19 protein-coding genes are annotated in these 15,720 nt (G+C 59.7%); 14 read left to right on the plus strand and 5 right to left on the minus strand.

Annotation, left to right across the window (positions count from 1 at the left end; all coding sequences use genetic code 11):
- The 3 genes from AC3B8H_RS00005 to AC3B8H_RS00015 all read right to left on the minus strand — a co-directional run.
- The coding region (locus AC3B8H_RS00005; RefSeq protein WP_488439576.1) for an RnfH family protein at window positions 1-264 on the minus strand (264 nt) is incomplete at its 3' end.
- Window positions 257-691 (minus strand): type II toxin-antitoxin system RatA family toxin, encoded by a 435-nt coding sequence (locus tag AC3B8H_RS00010; protein ID WP_082885402.1) that lies wholly within the window; start codon window positions 689-691, stop codon window positions 257-259. The genes AC3B8H_RS00005 and AC3B8H_RS00010, both read right to left, overlap by 8 nt.
- Window positions 691-2,049, minus strand: a complete 1,359-nt coding sequence (locus AC3B8H_RS00015) for a sodium-dependent transporter (RefSeq protein WP_488439577.1) — start codon at window positions 2,047-2,049, stop codon at window positions 691-693. The genes AC3B8H_RS00010 and AC3B8H_RS00015 overlap by 1 nt, the downstream gene beginning before the upstream one ends.
- Before the next feature lie 96 nt (window positions 2,050-2,145).
- Between AC3B8H_RS00015 and smpB the strand changes: the two genes are divergently transcribed.
- From smpB to AC3B8H_RS00085, 14 genes are all read left to right on the plus strand, one after another.
- Entirely contained in the window at window positions 2,146-2,628 is a 483-nt protein-coding gene (gene smpB, locus AC3B8H_RS00020; RefSeq protein ID WP_064026282.1) for an SsrA-binding protein SmpB, read from the plus strand.
- Window positions 2,629-2,632: 4 nt separating this feature from the next.
- The gene (locus AC3B8H_RS00025) at window positions 2,633-3,208 is read left to right on the plus strand and encodes an isochorismatase family protein (RefSeq protein ID WP_488439578.1); all 576 of its coding nucleotides are present in this window, start codon (window positions 2,633-2,635) and stop codon (window positions 3,206-3,208) included.
- A 35-nt stretch (window positions 3,209-3,243) separates the two neighbouring features.
- Window positions 3,244-4,266 carry an FAD:protein FMN transferase gene (locus tag AC3B8H_RS00030; RefSeq protein WP_488439579.1) on the plus strand — a complete coding sequence of 341 codons (1,023 nt, stop codon included), beginning with the start codon at window positions 3,244-3,246 and terminating at the stop codon, window positions 4,264-4,266.
- A 53-nt stretch (window positions 4,267-4,319) separates the two neighbouring features.
- On the plus strand, window positions 4,320-5,006 hold the full coding sequence (locus tag AC3B8H_RS00035; protein WP_488439580.1) for a DUF2231 domain-containing protein: 687 nt from the start codon (window positions 4,320-4,322) through the stop codon (window positions 5,004-5,006).
- A 120-nt stretch (window positions 5,007-5,126) separates the two neighbouring features.
- Window positions 5,127-5,756: a phosphoribosylanthranilate isomerase gene (locus tag AC3B8H_RS00040; protein ID WP_488439581.1), complete on the plus strand. Its 630-nt coding sequence runs from the start codon at window positions 5,127-5,129 to the stop codon at window positions 5,754-5,756.
- Window positions 5,753-6,955: a tryptophan synthase subunit beta gene (gene trpB / locus AC3B8H_RS00045; protein ID WP_488439582.1), complete on the plus strand. Its 1,203-nt coding sequence runs from the start codon at window positions 5,753-5,755 to the stop codon at window positions 6,953-6,955. The genes AC3B8H_RS00040 and trpB overlap by 4 nt, the downstream gene beginning before the upstream one ends.
- Window positions 6,952-7,755: a tryptophan synthase subunit alpha gene (gene trpA, locus AC3B8H_RS00050; RefSeq protein ID WP_488439583.1), complete on the plus strand. Its 804-nt coding sequence runs from the start codon at window positions 6,952-6,954 to the stop codon at window positions 7,753-7,755. The genes trpB and trpA overlap by 4 nt, the downstream gene beginning before the upstream one ends.
- Window positions 7,756-7,781: 26 nt before the next feature.
- The gene (accD, locus tag AC3B8H_RS00055; RefSeq protein WP_488439584.1) at window positions 7,782-8,705 is read left to right on the plus strand and encodes an acetyl-CoA carboxylase, carboxyltransferase subunit beta; all 924 of its coding nucleotides are present in this window, start codon (window positions 7,782-7,784) and stop codon (window positions 8,703-8,705) included.
- A gap of 11 nt (window positions 8,706-8,716) precedes the next feature.
- Window positions 8,717-9,991 (plus strand): bifunctional tetrahydrofolate synthase/dihydrofolate synthase, encoded by a 1,275-nt coding sequence (gene folC / locus AC3B8H_RS00060; RefSeq protein ID WP_488439585.1) that lies wholly within the window; start codon window positions 8,717-8,719, stop codon window positions 9,989-9,991.
- A gap of 2 nt (window positions 9,992-9,993) precedes the next feature.
- Entirely contained in the window at window positions 9,994-10,848 is an 855-nt protein-coding gene (locus AC3B8H_RS00065; protein ID WP_488439586.1) for an SPOR domain-containing protein, read from the plus strand.
- Between the two features lie 23 nt (window positions 10,849-10,871).
- Window positions 10,872-11,390, plus strand: a complete 519-nt coding sequence (locus tag AC3B8H_RS00070) for a CvpA family protein (protein ID WP_488439587.1) — start codon at window positions 10,872-10,874, stop codon at window positions 11,388-11,390.
- Window positions 11,391-11,402: 12 nt separating this feature from the next.
- The gene (purF, locus tag AC3B8H_RS00075) at window positions 11,403-12,911 is read left to right on the plus strand and encodes an amidophosphoribosyltransferase (RefSeq protein WP_488439588.1); all 1,509 of its coding nucleotides are present in this window, start codon (window positions 11,403-11,405) and stop codon (window positions 12,909-12,911) included.
- Window positions 12,911-14,143, plus strand: a complete 1,233-nt coding sequence (locus AC3B8H_RS00080) for an O-succinylhomoserine sulfhydrylase (RefSeq protein WP_488439589.1) — start codon at window positions 12,911-12,913, stop codon at window positions 14,141-14,143. Before purF ends, AC3B8H_RS00080 begins: the two co-directional genes overlap by 1 nt.
- 48 nt (window positions 14,144-14,191) lie before the next feature.
- Entirely contained in the window at window positions 14,192-14,767 is a 576-nt protein-coding gene (locus AC3B8H_RS00085) for a PilZ domain-containing protein (protein WP_488439590.1), read from the plus strand.
- An 8-nt stretch (window positions 14,768-14,775) separates the two neighbouring features.
- Here AC3B8H_RS00085 and grxC read toward each other — a convergent pair whose 3' ends face one another.
- Complete coding sequence (gene grxC / locus AC3B8H_RS00090) at window positions 14,776-15,030, minus strand: glutaredoxin 3 (RefSeq protein WP_488439591.1); 255 nt, start codon at window positions 15,028-15,030, stop codon at window positions 14,776-14,778.
- 36 nt (window positions 15,031-15,066) lie between these two features.
- A complete protein-coding gene (locus AC3B8H_RS00095; protein WP_488439592.1) occupies window positions 15,067-15,717 on the minus strand; it encodes a class II aldolase/adducin family protein in 651 nt (216 codons plus the stop codon).
- Window positions 15,718-15,720 lie beyond the last annotated feature (3 nt).

Genomic DNA, 15,720 nt, shown 5'->3' on the forward strand with positions numbered 1-15,720 from the left:
CCGCCGCGCTTCCATTGGATTCTGCTTTAGCGGCCGATAAATCTCCACTCGGTCGCCATCGGCCAGCGTTGCGTTGGGATTGGCGACGACGCCGAAAATGCCGAATTTTTGAACGGACAGATCGATTTCCGGATGCCGGGCCAAGATGCCGGATGTCTGGATGGCTTGTTCGGCCGTCGCGCCCGGCGGCAGGCTCAGGGCAATCACGGTTTGCCGCTCCGGGGTTGCGTAGGCAACTTCCACCGCGATCGAATCATTAGCCATAAACGGCTTTGGCGCGTTGGGTGAAGGCGCCGACCATGGTATTGCAGATTTGATTGAACACCGGGCCGAAGGCCAGGCTGGCGAAGGTGCTGGCGATTTCGAACTCCAAATCCAGCGAAATCTTGCTGGCGTCTTCGCGTAGTGGCATGAAGCTCCAGAAGCCTTCCAGCGATTTGAACGGCCCGTCCAACAGGCTGATTTGAATCTTGCCGCCTTGATCGGATTTGTTGCGGGTCGTGAACGATTTGTGGAATCCGGCCTTGGCGATGTCGATCTGGCCTTCGACGATGTTGCCCTCGCGTTTCAGCACCTTGCTGCCGGCGCACCAGGGCAGGAATTTGGGGTAGGACTCGATGTCGTCGACGAGGTCGAACATCTGTTTGGCCGAGAATTTGACCAGCGCGCTTTTTTGCACGACGGTGATCATTACAGCACCCCCAGCACATGCAGGAACACCAGGAAGACCGAGGCCGGGGCGACGTACTTGATCAGAAATTGCCAGGCTTGGAAGCCTTGGGCCGGCAGTTCCAGTTCCTGTTCGGCGTGGGCCGGTTTCATTTTCCAGCCGGCGAAAATCGCGATCGCCAGGCCGCCGAGCGGTAGCATCAAATTGGCGGTCAAATAATCGAGCAGCTCGAACAGATTCTTGTCGAACCACTTGTGTTCCGACCAGATGTTGAACGAAAACACCACCGCCAGTCCCAGCGCCCAGCAAGCGCCGCCGGCCCACAGGCAGGCTTCGCGGCGTTGCAGAGCCTTGTTCTCCACCAGCCAGGCCACGGCCGGCTCGATGATCGAAATCGACGAGGTCAGCGCGGCGAAAAATAGCAGGATAAAAAACAATAGCCCGAACAGCCAGCCGCCGCCCATGTGGCCGAAAGCCAGCGGCAGGGTTTGAAAGATCAGGCCGGGGCCGGCCGCGGCTTCCAGGTTATTGGCGAACACCAGCGGAAAGATGGCGATACCGGCCAGCAGCGCAACGATGGTGTCGGCGCCGGCGATGTAAAAGGTGGTTTTGGCGATGGATACATGGCCGGGCAGATAGGAGCCGTAAACCATGATCGCGCCCATGCCCAGGCTCAGCGTGAAGAAGGCGTGGCCCATCGCGGTCAGAACCGCGTCGGCGTCGATTTTGCTGAAGTCCGGGCTGAACAGAAATTCGATGCCTTGTGCGTAGCCGCCGGAACTCATCGCGTAGGCGACCAGAATCAGCAGCAGGAAAAACAAGGCCGGCATCAGAAATCGCACCGATTTTTCCAAACCGCCCTGGACGCCGCGCATCACGACTTGCATGGTCGCCAGCATGAACACGGTGTGCCAGAAGATTTGCTGGATCGGGCTGGCCATCAAGTCGTCGAACAGCGCTTTGATGTCGCCGGCGTCGGAGCCGAAAAACTGGCCGGTAAAGGATTTGACAATATAGGCCATCGACCAGCCGGCAATCACGCTGTAGTAACCCAGGATCAGGAAACCGCCGACCATGCCCAGCCAGCCCATGTATTGCCAGCGCGGATCGGCGCCGGCTTCGGCGGCCAGGCTTTGCATGGTGTTGATCGGGTTTTGCCGGCCGCGCCGGCCCAGCATGATTTCGGCGATCATGATCGGCACGCCGATGGCCGCCACGCAAAACAGGTAAACCATCACGAAGGCGCCGCCGCCGTTTTGGCCGGTGATGTAGGGGAATTTCCAGATGTTGCCCAAACCGACCGCCGACCCGGTGGCCGCCAATATAAAGGCGAAGCGGGACGACCATGCGCCGTGGATGGATTGGGTTTTGTCGCTCATTGCTGCTGGCCCTGTTATTTAAAGTGTTATTTGATGGGGGTGCGGGTAAAATATCAAAATTACAGTTTACAGTCAGTTTAATCATCGTCGCTAGTCATGGCCGCCAAGAAAAAAAAGGACAATAAAGCCACCGATAACACCATCGCCGTCAATCGCCAAGCGACTCACGAATATACGATCGAGGAGCAGTTCGAAGCCGGTTTGGTCTTGGAAGGCTGGGAAGTCAAGAGCTTGCGCGACGGCCGCATCCAACTCAAGGAAAGCTATATCGAGATTCGCCGCGGCGAGGCTTGGTTGTGCGGCGCCCACATTTCGCCGATGTTGTCGGCGTCCACTCACGTCAATCCCGATGCGGTGCGCCGCAAGAAATTGCTGCTGCACGCCCGCGAACTGGCCAAATTGATCGGTTCGGTCGAACGCAAGGGCTATACCTTGATCCCGCTGTCGATGTATTGGATACGCGGTCGCGCCAAGCTGAAACTGGGTCTGGCCAAGGGTAAGAAATTGCACGACAAGCGCGTCGCCTCCAAGGAAAAGGATTGGCAACGCGAGAAAGCCCGCATCATGAAACACGCTTAAACCGATGGCGCCGCATCAGGATTTGGCCGATAGCTCGGACAGCGTGCTGGTCGTCGTCGATTTGCAACAGCGCTTGAGCGCGGCCATGCCGGGCGACGAGGCGGCTAGGGTCGGCAGCGCGACGCTGCGCTTGCTGAAAGCCGCCGGCTGCTTGGACGTGCCGGTATTGGCGACCGAGCAATATCCGCAAGGTTTGGGACCGACCCAGTCCGAAATCGCCGCCGTTTGGCCGCCCGCTACGCCGGTGTTCGCCAAGACCGGATTTTCCTGTTGCCGGGCCGCCGGCTTCGTCGAGGCGCTGGCCGCGACAGGTCGCCGGCAAGTCGTGCTGGTCGGGCAGGAGGCCCACGTCTGCGTCTTGCAGTCGGCCTACGACTTGTTGGAGCTGGGTTACCGGGTGCAGGTGGTCGGCGATGCGGTTTGTTCCCGAAATTCCGAGCACAAAGCATCGGCGCTGCGGCGTTTGCAGGCTCGACAAGTGATCGTGACCAATCATGAATCGGTTTTGTTCGAATGGTTGGGCGATGCCGCTCATCCGCAATTCAAAGTGGTGTCGGCGCTGTTGCGCGAAAAAATTTAATAATAATCGTCACGGATAAACGAAAAGGGGGATGCATGCGGTACTTGTGGATGGTGGGGCTGCTGGAAGCGTTGATGTTGGCGGGTTGTCAGGAACCGCTACCGCCAATCGAAAAGTTGAGCGGCTTCGCGCAGGGCACGACTTATAACATTAGCTATTGGTCGCCGGCGCCGGTCGATGCCAAGCAAGTCGAGGCCGCGGTCAATCAGACGTTCACCGATCTGGACAAGGTGCTGTCCAATTACCGGCCGGATTCGTCGATCGAACAATTTAACGCCAACCCGTCCACCGAAAGTCAAACCGTCGATCCGCAAATCGTGAGCTTGCTCCGAACCGCCGACCGAGTCAGCCATCTCAGCCACGGTTGCTACGACTTGACCATCAAGCCCTTGTTCGACTTGTGGGGATTCAAGGACGACAAATTGGCGATCCCCGAAGACGCCGCGATTCAAGATGCGATGGTCAACGTCGGCATGGACAAGATCGCGGTGGTGGACGACAACCATATCCGCAAGCATCTGGCCAAGGTCAGAATCGATTTGTCGTCGATCGCCCAAGGTTACAGCGTCGGCAAAATCAGCGAAGTCATGGAACAATTAGGCGTCGTCGATTATCTGGTGGAGATCGGCGGCGAATTGAAAACCCACGGCCACAAACCGGACGGCAAGTCCTGGCGGATCGCGGTGGAAAAACCGTTGCCGGGTGAGCGCGAGTTGCACAAGGTCGTGACGCTGCCCAAGGACGAGGCGATGGCGGTGATGACCTCCGGCACTTACCGGCACTTTTTCGACGTCAAGGGCCAGCGTTACAGTCATATTTTGGATGCCCGCACCGGTCGGCCGGTGAATCACGATTTGGTTGCGGTCAGCGTGTTTCACGCCGATCCGACGGTCGCGGACGCTTGGTCCACCGCCTTGTTGTGCTTGGGGCACGAAGAGGGCATGAAGGTGGCGGACGAGGAAAAGTTGCAAGCCCTGTTCGTGCGCCAGCAAGGCACCGAATTTACCGAAAGCAAGACTCGGGCATTAACGACATCGGCGCAAATCGCAATTAACTGACGTTCGGGTTGGGAAGCCCGGATCGAGATAGGCTCAACGAAAACGGGGGACGTATGTTGGGATGGCAACAGCATTTGACGATGGCGGTACATGGCGGTGCCGATAGTGGCGGCGGCATTGCCGGAAGCGTGGCCGCTTGGCTGGCCGCGCTGGAAACAGCGGCGGGCCGGTCGCCCGGCGAAAATTTCGCCGAGTTGCTACCGGGAATCGCCGCGATGGAAAACTGGCATCCATTGCTGGTGCATTTTCCGATTGCGCTGTTGTTCTTATTCGTCGTGATCGACATCGTCGCCAGCTTGGCCGGCAAGCCGGCCTGGCGCGGCGCGGCCAGTTGGTTTTTATATGCCGGTACGCTATTCGCGGCCGCGACGGTCGCGGCGGGTTTGATCGCCGCGGCCAATGTCGCGCACGGCGGGAATGTCCATGAAATCATGGAAAATCATGAGCATCTGGGAATATCGGTATTGATCTTGGCAACGCTGTTGTCGGCTTGGCGCTTGATCGCCAGAGGGTTGATCGGCGGACCGGCCAATCAACTCTTTGGTTTGTTGTCGCTGGTACTTGCCGGCTTGTTGGTATTCACCGCCGACTTGGGCGGCTTGATGGTTTACAAGTTCGGGGTTGCCGTTCGCGCCGCCGACCAGGTCAACCAGGGCGCCGCCCAGTTGCACCGGCATGAGGGCGAAGCCGAGGACGCCGACGATCATTCTTCCGAAGACCATGGCGGCCATGCCCACTGAAGGCGCGACGGCCGGAACGCGGGTTCGGGTCCAGCCGGTCTCGGCCTTTTTTGATGGCGCCTAGCCCGACTCGGCGGGTAGGTGTGTTATCCTACGCCGCTTTTTTTCAGAGGCGATTCGATGCGGACCCGCATTAAAATTTGCGGCTTTACCCGGGTAGAAGACGCGCTTTACGCGGCGGCATTGGGGGTCGATGCGATCGGATTGGTGTTCTATCCGCCCAGTCCGCGCCACGTCGCTCTCGACGCGGCGGCGGCGATAGCCCGAGCCTTGCCGGCCTTCGTGTCGGTGGTCGGATTGTTCGTCGATGCGGAAGCGGATTTCGTGCGAGAGGCGTTGAGCCGGGTTCGACTCGATTGCCTGCAGTTTCACGGCGACGAAGCGCCGGAAGCTTGCGGAATCTACGATAAATCCTACATCAAGGCGGTGCGGATGACGGCGGATAGCGATCTTGAAGCACTTCAACGGCGTTACGCCGATGCGGCCGGATTGTTGTTGGACGCTTACCATCCCGGCATGCCGGGCGGCAGCGGCCAGCGTTTCGATTGGGATTTGATCCCGTCTGGCAGGCAACTGCCTTTGATTCTGGCCGGCGGTTTGACGCCGGAAAATGCCGGCGACGCGGTGCGCGCGGTGCGGCCTTATGCGCTGGATGTCAGCAGCGGCGTCGAGGCGGGCAAGGGTGTCAAGGATGCGGCGAAAATGGCTGACTTTGTAAGAACAACCAACCAAGCGACATTAGAACTATGACTGACAAGTACCAGATGCCGGACGCCCGGGGCCATTTCGGGCCTTACGGCGGTATTTTCGTGGCGGAAACGTTGATGCCGGCCATCACCGAGCTCAACGAAGCCTATCAGCGCTATATCCGCGACCCGGATTTCATCGCCGAATTGGACGCCGATTTGCGCGATTACGTCGGCCGGCCGTCGCCGCTGTACCACGCCCAGCGCTGGAGCCAACATTTGGGCGGCGCTCAAATCTATCTGAAGCGCGAAGACCTTAACCATACCGGCGCCCACAAGGTCAATAACACCGTCGGCCAGGCCTTGCTGGCCAAGCGCATGGGCAAGACCCGCATCATCGCCGAAACCGGCGCCGGCCAGCACGGCGTGGCGACCGCGACCGTCGCGGCGCGGCTGGGCTTGGAATGCGTGGTCTACATGGGCGCGGTGGACGTGGCCCGCCAGGCGCTGAACGTTTACCGGATGAAGTTGCTGGGCGCCACCGTGGTGCCGGTCGAATCGGGCTCCAAAACCCTGAAGGACGCGCTAAACGAAGCCTTGCGCGACTGGGTCACCAACATCGACAACACCTTTTACATCATCGGCACCGTGGCCGGCCCTCACCCTTATCCGGCGATGGTGCGCGACTTCCAGGCCGTGATCGGCCGCGAAGCGCGGCAACAATGTCTTGCCCAAGCCGGCAAATTGCCGGACGCGTTGGTCGCCTGCGTGGGTGGCGGATCCAATGCCATCGGCTTGTTCTACCACTTCATCGACGATGCCGGCGTCAAAATGTACGGCGTCGAAGCGGCCGGCGACGGCATCGCCACCGGCCGCCATTCCGCGCCGCTGTCGGCCGGCCGGCCCGGCGTGCTGCACGGCAACCGCACCTATCTGATGGCCGACGACGACGGCGAAATCATCGAAACCCATTCGATTTCGGCCGGTCTGGACTATCCCGGCGTTGGCCCCGAGCACGCTTGGCTGAAAGACACCGGCCGCGCGGAATATCCCAACATCACCGACGACGAAGCCTTGGCGGGCTTTCACGCCTTGACCCGGATGGAAGGCATCATTCCGGCGTTGGAATCCAGCCACGCATTGGCGTACACGATGAAATTGGCGCCGACGATGGCCAAGGATCAAGTGATCATCGTTAATTTGTCCGGTCGCGGCGACAAGGACATGCACACCATCATGCAACGCGAGGGAATCAGTCTATGAGCCGTTTAGCCGCCAAATTCGCCGAACTGAAGGCCGCCGGCCGCAAGGCGCTGATCCCGTTCATTACCGCCGGCGATCCCTATCCCGAATTCACGGTGCCGTTGTTGCACGAAATGGTCGCCGCCGGCGCAGACGTGATCGAACTCGGCGTGCCGTTTTCCGATCCGATGGCCGACGGTCCGGTGATACAACGGGCCAGCGAACGCGCCCTGGCTCACCATGTTGGCTTGCGCAAGGTGTTGGCGATGGCGATGGAATTTCGCAAGACCGACCAAACCACGCCGCTGGTGTTGATGGGTTATCTGAACCCGATCGAAATCATGGGTTACGAAGGTTTTGCCAATGCGGTGCAACGCGCCGACGTCGATGGCGTGTTGACCGTCGATTTGCCGCCGGAAGAGTCGGACGAGTGCGTCGCGCTGTTGCGCGAACGAGGCGTGGACCAGATCTTTTTATTGGCGCCGAACACGACCGCCGAGCGGATTCAAAAGATGCACGCGGTCGGTAGCGGTTACTTGTATTACGTTTCGTTGAAAGGCGTCACCGGCGCCGGCCATTTGGATACCGCCGATGTCGAGCAAAAACTGCAATTGATCAAAGCCAACACCGATCTGCCGGTGGGCGTGGGCTTCGGCGTCAAGGATGCCGAAACCGCGAAAATCATTGCCAATATCGCCGACGGGGTGGTGGTCGGCAGCGCGTTGATCAGCAAGATCGAGGCGAATCTCGATGATCCGGAGCAGGCCCGGCGTGAAATCATCGGTTTGTTGAAGTCCATGCGCCAAGCGATGGATAGTTGAACAGTGGTTAGCGGAGTAGTCTACGCATGAGTTGGTTTGAAAAATTAGTTCCCTCGGTGATCCGGACCGAAAGTACTCCGAAGCGTACCTCGGTGCCCGAAGGTCTGTGGAGCAAGTGTCCGCGTTGCGACGCAATTTTGTTCAATGCCGAGTTGGTCAAGAATTTCCATGTTTGCCCGAAATGCAGCCACCATTTGCGCATCTCGGCGCGGGCACGGCTGGACATCTTTTTGGACGAAGGCGAGCGCGTCGAAATCGGCGCCGGCCTGAAACCCAGCGACCCTCTGCGATTCAAGGACAGCAAGAGTTACAAGGACCGCATCAAGCAGGCGCAGAAGCAAAGTAACGAAAACGATGCATTGGTCACGATGCGCGGCAAGTTGATGGGCGAGGGCATCGTCGCGGCGGCCTTCGACTTCGGCTTCATGGGCGGTTCAATGGGCTCGGTGGTGGGCGAACGCTTTGTGCGCGGCGTCAACGAAAGCTTGCGGACCGGCTTTCCTTTTATCGTGTTTACCGCCAGCGGCGGTGCGCGCATGCAGGAGTCGCTGTATTCGTTGTTCCAAATGACCAAGACCAGTGCGGCTCTGACCAAATTGGCGGATGCCGGGATTCCCTATATCTCGTTCATGACCGATCCGACGATGGGCGGCGTATCCGCCAGTTTGGCGATGCTGGGCGACATCAATGCCGCCGAGCCGGAAGCTCTGATCGGTTTCGCCGGGCCGCGCGTGATCGAGCAGACCGTCCGTGAAAAACTGCCGGAAGGTTTTCAGCGTAGTGAATTTCTGCAAGAACACGGCGCGATTGACCTGATTATCGATCGCCGGGAAATGCGCGAAAAAATTGCGTCGATTCTGGCGATGTTGCGCTTTGGCCGTTCGGCCGGCGCGGCGGGGAGCGGCGAGAGTTCCGCGGATTCCGGCGATGCCGGGACAGGTCTGGGGTAGTCGCGGTCGCAATGGCGCGCTTCGAGACGCTTCAGGCATGGCTAAACTGGCAGGAACAACTTCATCCTAAGTCCATCGACCTGGGGTTGGCCAGGGTGGCCGGCGTCTATTCCAAGCTCGGACGGCCGGGCGCCAAACCGCTGACCGTGACGGTCGCGGGCACCAACGGCAAAGGCTCCTGCGTGGCGTTTTTGGAAGCGATATACCGCGCTCAGGGCTATAAAGTCGGGGCTTACACGTCGCCGCATATTCTGCGTTATAACGAACGTATCCGCATCGCCGGCCGGCCGGCCGGCGATGCGGAGATTTGCGACGCCTTCGCCCGCATCGATGCCGCGCGCGGCGAGACCAGTCTAAGTTATTTCGAATTCGGCACGCTGGCGGCGCTGGATTTGTTTTCCCGCGCCGGTGTCGATGTGCAATTGCTGGAAGTGGGTCTTGGTGGCCGGTTGGATGCGGTCAACATCGTTGATCCCGACGCGGCTTTAGTGACGACGATCGCGCTGGATCACGTCGATTGGCTGGGCAATACCGTTGAAGCCATCGGTCGCGAAAAAGCCGGTATATTTCGGGCCGGCGTTCCGGCCATCATCGGTGACGAACATCCGCCGGCTTCGCTATTGGCGACCGCATCGGAAACCGGTGCGCTGACCTTGCGCATCGGAGCCGCCTACCGTTATCGGAAACAGGGCGAAGTCTGGGATTGGCTGAGCGAATCCGCCGAACTGAGCGGATTGCCGGTGCCGGCCTTGCAGGGCGAACACCAATACCGCAACGCATCGGCGGTCATCGCCGGCGTTCGGGCCTTGAACGATCGCCTGCCGGTCGGCGACGAGGCGATACGGCGAGGCCTGGCCGAGGCCCGTTTGAATGGCCGGTTTCAACTGATCGACGGCAGCCATCCGGTGTTGCTGGATGTCGGTCATAATCCGCAGGCGGTGGGGACCTTGCTGGAGTATCTGAGCGAACGCTTCCCCAATACCAAGATTCGCGCGGTGTTCGCGATGATGAAGGACAAGGACATCGCCGGCGTGATTCGGATCATGGCCGATCGGGTGGCCGAGTGGTATCTGGCGCCGTTGACCAATCCGCGCGCCGCCTCGCCCGAAGCGATCGCGGCGCTGTTTCCGCCCGAACTGCGCGGCCGCGTTCGCGACGGTTATCCGGATTTCTCCGCCGCCTACCGCGCCGCCAGCGGGCAGGCCGCGCCCGGCGAATTGACGCTGGTTTTCGGTTCTTTTTTTCTGGTATCCGAATATTTATCTAATTTTCCCAGAGGTGATTGAGTATGGATCAGGAGTTAAAGCAACGTTTGATTGGAGCCGCGGTGATTACTGCGCTGGCCGCCATCTTCGTGCCGATGTTGTTCGATGACCCGATCGACGAAACCGGTAAAACCATCAACGAATTGAAAATCCCGGAAGTGCCGGCCAAGACTCAGGATGTCGAATTCATGCCGTTGCCCGACAAACCCGAAGCGGTCGTGGACGCTCAGGCGCCGAATGAACCGGTGGGCAGCGAGCCGGCCGCTGGCGCGCGAGTAGTGGACGAAGGCGAAGGCGAAGCGGCTCTCGAAGCGCCGAAGCCGCAATTGAAACTGGGCGCTCGGGAAACTTTGCCGATTCCCAAGAAAGTGGCCCCAGTGCCGGCCCCGACCCGCGCGCCGACGCCGGTCGTGGGCGACGACGAAGAGCCGGTGGTGGCCGAAGCCGAAGACGTGCCGCCGCCGCGTCCGACCAAATTGTCAGCGCCGACCACGGCACCGGTGGTACAGCCCTTGGCTCAGGTGGCGCCCAGCGCCATTGCCAAGCCCAAGCCGGCCAAACTGCCGGAACCCAAGCCCGAGGCCGCCGCGCCGGTGATCGCCAGCCCGGCGCCGGCGGTTAAAGCGCCGGTCGGGGCCGACGAAAATAATCGCTGGTATCTGCAGGTGGGTACGTTTAGCCAGAAACCCAATGCGGCCGCGTTGCAAGACAGCCTGAAACAACAAGGCTTCGCCGCGTCGGTCAAGGAGTACGCCACCGACAAGGGCTCGGTTTTCAAGGTCCGCATCGGACCGATCGTCGATAAGGTCAAGGCTCAAGCGATCAAGGCTAAACTGGCGCAAATCAACGTCAATAGTTTCGTTTCACCGGACGAGTAAACTAAACGGGCCTGGCTTAAACGATGCTGGATTTTGTGCCTTGGCGGCAAATGCTGTGGGTCGATTACCTGATTATCGTCATCGTCGGCGGCTCGGCCCTGATGGGTTTGTTTCGCGGCTTCGTCAAGGAGGCCTTCGCGCTGACGATATGGTCGGTCGCGGTCTGGGTCGGCGTGCACTACAGCCACGATGTGGCGGTGCTGTTGCAGTCGACGATCAGCTATCCGTCGGCCCGCGCCGCCGCCGCGTTTGCGTTACTGTTTTTCGCGACCTTGATTCTGGGCAGTTTGATCAGCTTTTTGTTGAGCCAGTTGATCGAATCCACCGGATTGACCGGTAGCGATCGCTTGTTGGGTATGCTGTTCGGCATCGTGCGCGGTTCGGTGCTGGTGGCCTTGTTGGTGATGATGGCCGGCGTCACGCCGCTGCCGGAAGACCCCTGGTGGAAACAGTCGGTTCTCATTCCGCCGTTCCAAGCCCTGGCCGTGTGGTTGAAAAACCATATGCCGGCGGGCTTGGCGGATTACATTCATTATCGTTAAATCGGAACAGCTATGTGTGGTATTGCGGCAATCGTTTCTTATCAAAGCGTTAACCAGGATCTCTACGATGCCTTGACGGTGTTGCAGCATCGCGGCCAGGACGCCGCCGGCATTGTCACCTGCGACGGCGGGCGCTTGCATCTGCGCAAGGACAATGGCCTGGCGCGCGACGTGTTTTCAACCGAGCAAATGATGAAGCTGAAAGGCAATATGGGCATCGCCCATGTTCGCTACCCGACCGCCGGTTGCACCAGTTCGGCCGAAGCCCAACCGTTTTACGTCAACTCGCCGTTCGGCCTGACCCTGGCGCACAACGGCAACCTGACCAACACCGAGGAATTGAAGCGGCAGGTATTCGTGGACGATCAACGCCATATCAACACCGACTCGGACTCCGAGGTGTTGCTGAACGTGTTCGCCCACGAGCTGCAACAATTCGGCAAGCTGCGTTTGACCGTCGACGATGTGTTTCAGGCGGTCAGCGCGGTCCACAAACGCTGCCGGGGCGCCTATGCGGTGGTCGTGATGATCGCCGGTTTCGGCGTGTTGGGTTTTCGCGATCCGCACGGCATTCGCCCTATCGTGTTCGGCGAGCGCAAGTCGGATGAAGGCACCGAATACATGATAGCCTCGGAAAGCGTGGCGCTGGACGTGTTGGATTTTCGCTTGATTCGCGACTTGGCGCCCGGCGAAGCAGTGTTCATCGAAGCTTCCGGCAAACTGCATACCCGCCAATGCGCCGAAACCACCGACCATTGTCCGTGCATTTTCGAATACGTTTATTTCGCGCGCCCCGACTCGATCATCGACAATATCTCGGTCTACAAGGCCAGAATGCGGATGGGCAAGAAGCTGGCCGAAAAAATTCAGCGGGAATGGCCGGATCACGACATCGACGTGGTGATTCCGATCCCGGATACCAGCCGGACCGCCGCCTCCCAGATCGCCCATGATCTGGGAGTCAAGTTCCGCGAAGGCTTCATGAAAAACCGTTATATCGGTCGGACCTTCATCATGCCCGGCCAGAAGATGCGCAAAAAATCGGTCAAGCAGAAGCTGAACGCGATTTCGCTGGAATTCGACGGCAAGAACGTGTTGCTGGTCGACGATTCGATCGTGCGCGGCACCACGTCCGAACAGATTATTCAAATGGCGCGCGATGCCGGCGCCAAGAAGGTCTATTTCGCGTCTGCGGCCCCGCCGGTGCGCTATCCCAACGTCTACGGCATCGACATGCCGGCGGCGCGCGAGTTGATCGCCCACGACCGTAGCGAGGAGGACGTTTGCAAGGCCCTGGGCGCCGACAAATTGATATTTCAAGATCTGAGCGATTTGATCGAAGCGGTGGGCAGGGGCAATCCCAACATCAAGCATTTCGACACATCGTGCTTTAGCAGCGAATACATCACCGGCGACATCGACATGGCGTATCTGGCGCGTATCGAGGCCTTGCGCAACGATCATGCACAGTCGCAGCGCAACGGCAGCAACTTCATCATCGACATGCAGGTAGCCAAATAATGAGCGAATTCGATTGGCAAGACTTCGGGCCGGAAACTCAGGCGATTCGGGCCGGCCACCGCCGAAGCCACGAAGACGAGCACAGCATGCCGATATTCACGACCTCCAGCTACGTGTTTCAGTCCGCCGAACAAGCCGCGTTGCGCTTTACCGGCAAGCAGCCCGGCAATATATATTCGCGGTTTACCAACCCGACGGTCGCGGCCTTCCAGGAGCGGCTGGCCTTGTTGGAGCACGGCGAACGCTGTTTGGCGTTTGCCTCCGGAATGGCGGCCATCATGGCGGTCGGTATGGCCTTGCTGAAGGCCGGCGACCACGTGGTGTGCTCGCGCAGCGTATTCGGCAACACCGTGTTGGCCTTTCAGAATTATTTCGGCAAATTCGGCGTTGAAACCGACTTCGTGACCTTGACCGATCCGGCCGCCTGGGAGGCGGCGATCAAGCCGAATACCCGGTTTTTGTTCCTGGAGACCCCGTCCAACCCGCTGATCGAGATTGCCGACATTCGCGCGTTGGCCGATATTGCCCATCGCCACGGGGCCTTGTTGGTGGTGGACAACGTGTTTTGCACGCCGATACTGCAACGGCCGTTGACGTTGGGCGCGGATCTGGTCGTGCATTCGGCCACCAAATATATTGACGGCCAGGGGCGTTGCGTCGGCGGCGCGGTGGTGGGTAGCGAGGCTTTGATCGAAAAAGAGGTCTATCCCTATCTGCGGACCGGCGGCGCGACGATGAGTCCGTTCAACGCCTGGGTGTTTTTGTCCGGTCTGGAAACCTTGGCGGTGCGGATGCAGGCGCATTGCGATCGCGCGTTCGAATTGGCCCAGTGGCTGGAGAGCCAGCCGGCGGTGGCCAAGGTGCATTATCCCGGACTGGTCTCGCATGCCCAGCACGAACTGGCCCGACGCCAGCAAAGCCACTTCGGCGCCGTCGTCAGTTTCGAATTGCGCGGCGGTAAGGACGAGGCCTGGGGCCTGATCGATTCGACCCGGATGCTGTCGATTACCGCCAATCTGGGCGACGTTAAAACCACGATCACCCATCCCGCCACGACCACCCACGGTCGCCTGACGCCGGAAGCCCGCGCCGAAGCCGGCATCAAGGACAGCTTGGTGCGGATTTCGGTCGGGCTGGAGAATCTCGACGACATCAAGGCCGACTTGCTGACGGGCTTATCGGCCGCTAACCTTGCGACGGCCGGTTCCGCGACAGTGGCCGGTTCAGCGTAGCGCGAAATATCGGCTATCTTTGTCCGATCTACCACCTGGATTTTCAGTATGTTTCAAGACCGCAAGGAATACCGGAAAAACTTTAGCGCCGAGGGTTTTTTATATGTCGGCGGCGAGGTATTGAAGCTCGGTTGTTACGATGTTTCGTTGAAAGGCGCGATGATCGAAGTGGAGCCCGGCGAACTGCTCAGCGGTATCGCCGAGTTCGAGAGCCTGTTGGCCGAGGATCGCCGCGCCGAGATCTTTGTCGAAGCCCTGTCGCTGGCCGGCGAGGTCGATATCGTTTGGGTCAAGCGCGAACGCAACCGGATCATGATGGGGCTGGAGTTTCGCGATGTCGTGCATAACGCCCAGAAGCTTTGGCGGCGGCGGCGAGGCTATCGGAAGTCTGAAAGTTTCGAGGTCGATCTATTCGTCGATAAGGACCGCTACACGGCCGAGGGCATCAATCGCTCGACCGAGGGGATGTGCTTGCGCATCCAGGGGCCGGCCTCGGTGAAGATCGGCGCCCCGGTCAAACTGCAAGTCAATCAATTGGGTTTTAGCGCGCTCGGCAAGGTGGTTTGGGTGGAGTCGAACGATTTGGCTTGCCGCTTCGGCGTGCAACTGGTCATTATCAAATAGCAGAGCCTTCAAGCCTGTAACAACGGGTCGAGTTCCCGGTCCACGTCCAACGCATACAGGTCGTCGAAGCCGCCGACGTGGCGGTCGCCAATGTATATTTGCGGCACGGTGCGGCGGCGGGTTTTTTCCATGACTTCCTGGCGCAAGCCGGGTTCGCTGTCGACGTCGATTTCAGTGTAGCTTGCGCCTTTTTTGTCGAATAAACGCTTGGCCATCGTGCAATACGGGCAGAGCTTGGCGGTATAAATGATGATTTCGGGCATGGTAAAAATTATTAAATGCTAATGGATGCTGGCATTTTAGCGGGCTAGAGAGCATTGCTCAATAGCAATCGCCCGGCTCAATTGGCCGATTAGTACGCCGGCCGCGTCTGCCAGGCTGGGACCGAACGCGACGACGCCGTCGAGATGGCCCAGCATCGTAAACAGCGGTAGGCTTTGTAATTGCCGGTCGGCTAACAGCGCCTGGACCGCCGCCGCCATTTCCGGCGTGCCGTAGGGAACGTCGGCGCCGGTGTGAGGCAGGGCCAACGCGGCGGTTTGCCGCCAGATCTCCGGGCTGTGCACGTGGATGACGGCCTGTACTTCAGTGCATTCGCGATACACACCGGCATGGGTCAGCGCTTCCGAGGACGGTTGGCAGGCGCCGCGCGAACAGAGCCGGTTTTGCTCGGGAGCGGCCTCGACGACCCAGACGAATTGCTCCGCCTCGAGTCGCGGCAAATGGCCGGTTTGGGTGCCGGAAATGATAAATTCGTCGCGGCCGGGAACCAGTCGCCGGCTGATGTTGCCGAAGCCCAGCCCGTCGTAACGGTCGGCGAATCGGCCGATCAGGCCCAAGCGATGCATGACGGTCCGCCAGGCGTTCAGCTCCGCGAAGCCGAAATCGGTCGGCAGCTCCGCCGCCAGATGCTCCAGCCGGTATTTGATCACGCCTTCGCGGTCGCTCATGAT

The sequence above is a fragment of the Methylomonas sp. BG-2 genome (assembly GCF_057766305.1).

Coding starts and splice junctions, on each gene's coding strand:
- AC3B8H_RS00010 (WP_082885402.1), bottom strand. CDS start 691: ATGATCACCGTCGTGCAAAAAAGCGCGCTGGTCAAATTCTCGGCCAAA.
- AC3B8H_RS00030 (WP_488439579.1), top strand. CDS start 3,244: ATGCGGTACTTGTGGATGGTGGGGCTGCTGGAAGCGTTGATGTTGGCG.
- grxC (WP_488439591.1), bottom strand. CDS start 15,030: ATGCCCGAAATCATCATTTATACCGCCAAGCTCTGCCCGTATTGCACG.
- purF (WP_488439588.1), top strand. CDS start 11,403: ATGTGTGGTATTGCGGCAATCGTTTCTTATCAAAGCGTTAACCAGGAT.
- folC (WP_488439585.1), top strand. CDS start 8,717: ATGGCGCGCTTCGAGACGCTTCAGGCATGGCTAAACTGGCAGGAACAA.
- trpA (WP_488439583.1), top strand. CDS start 6,952: ATGAGCCGTTTAGCCGCCAAATTCGCCGAACTGAAGGCCGCCGGCCGC.
- AC3B8H_RS00035 (WP_488439580.1), top strand. CDS start 4,320: ATGTTGGGATGGCAACAGCATTTGACGATGGCGGTACATGGCGGTGCC.
- AC3B8H_RS00025 (WP_488439578.1), top strand. CDS start 2,633: ATGGCGCCGCATCAGGATTTGGCCGATAGCTCGGACAGCGTGCTGGTC.
- AC3B8H_RS00070 (WP_488439587.1), top strand. CDS start 10,872: ATGCTGGATTTTGTGCCTTGGCGGCAAATGCTGTGGGTCGATTACCTG.
- AC3B8H_RS00095 (WP_488439592.1), bottom strand. CDS start 15,717: ATGAGCGACCGCGAAGGCGTGATCAAATACCGGCTGGAGCATCTGGCG.
- AC3B8H_RS00065 (WP_488439586.1), top strand. CDS start 9,994: ATGGATCAGGAGTTAAAGCAACGTTTGATTGGAGCCGCGGTGATTACT.
- trpB (WP_488439582.1), top strand. CDS start 5,753: ATGACTGACAAGTACCAGATGCCGGACGCCCGGGGCCATTTCGGGCCT.
- AC3B8H_RS00085 (WP_488439590.1), top strand. CDS start 14,192: ATGTTTCAAGACCGCAAGGAATACCGGAAAAACTTTAGCGCCGAGGGT.
- accD (WP_488439584.1), top strand. CDS start 7,782: ATGAGTTGGTTTGAAAAATTAGTTCCCTCGGTGATCCGGACCGAAAGT.
- AC3B8H_RS00080 (WP_488439589.1), top strand. CDS start 12,911: ATGAGCGAATTCGATTGGCAAGACTTCGGGCCGGAAACTCAGGCGATT.
- AC3B8H_RS00040 (WP_488439581.1), top strand. CDS start 5,127: ATGCGGACCCGCATTAAAATTTGCGGCTTTACCCGGGTAGAAGACGCG.
- smpB (WP_064026282.1), top strand. CDS start 2,146: ATGGCCGCCAAGAAAAAAAAGGACAATAAAGCCACCGATAACACCATC.
- AC3B8H_RS00015 (WP_488439577.1), bottom strand. CDS start 2,049: ATGAGCGACAAAACCCAATCCATCCACGGCGCATGGTCGTCCCGCTTC.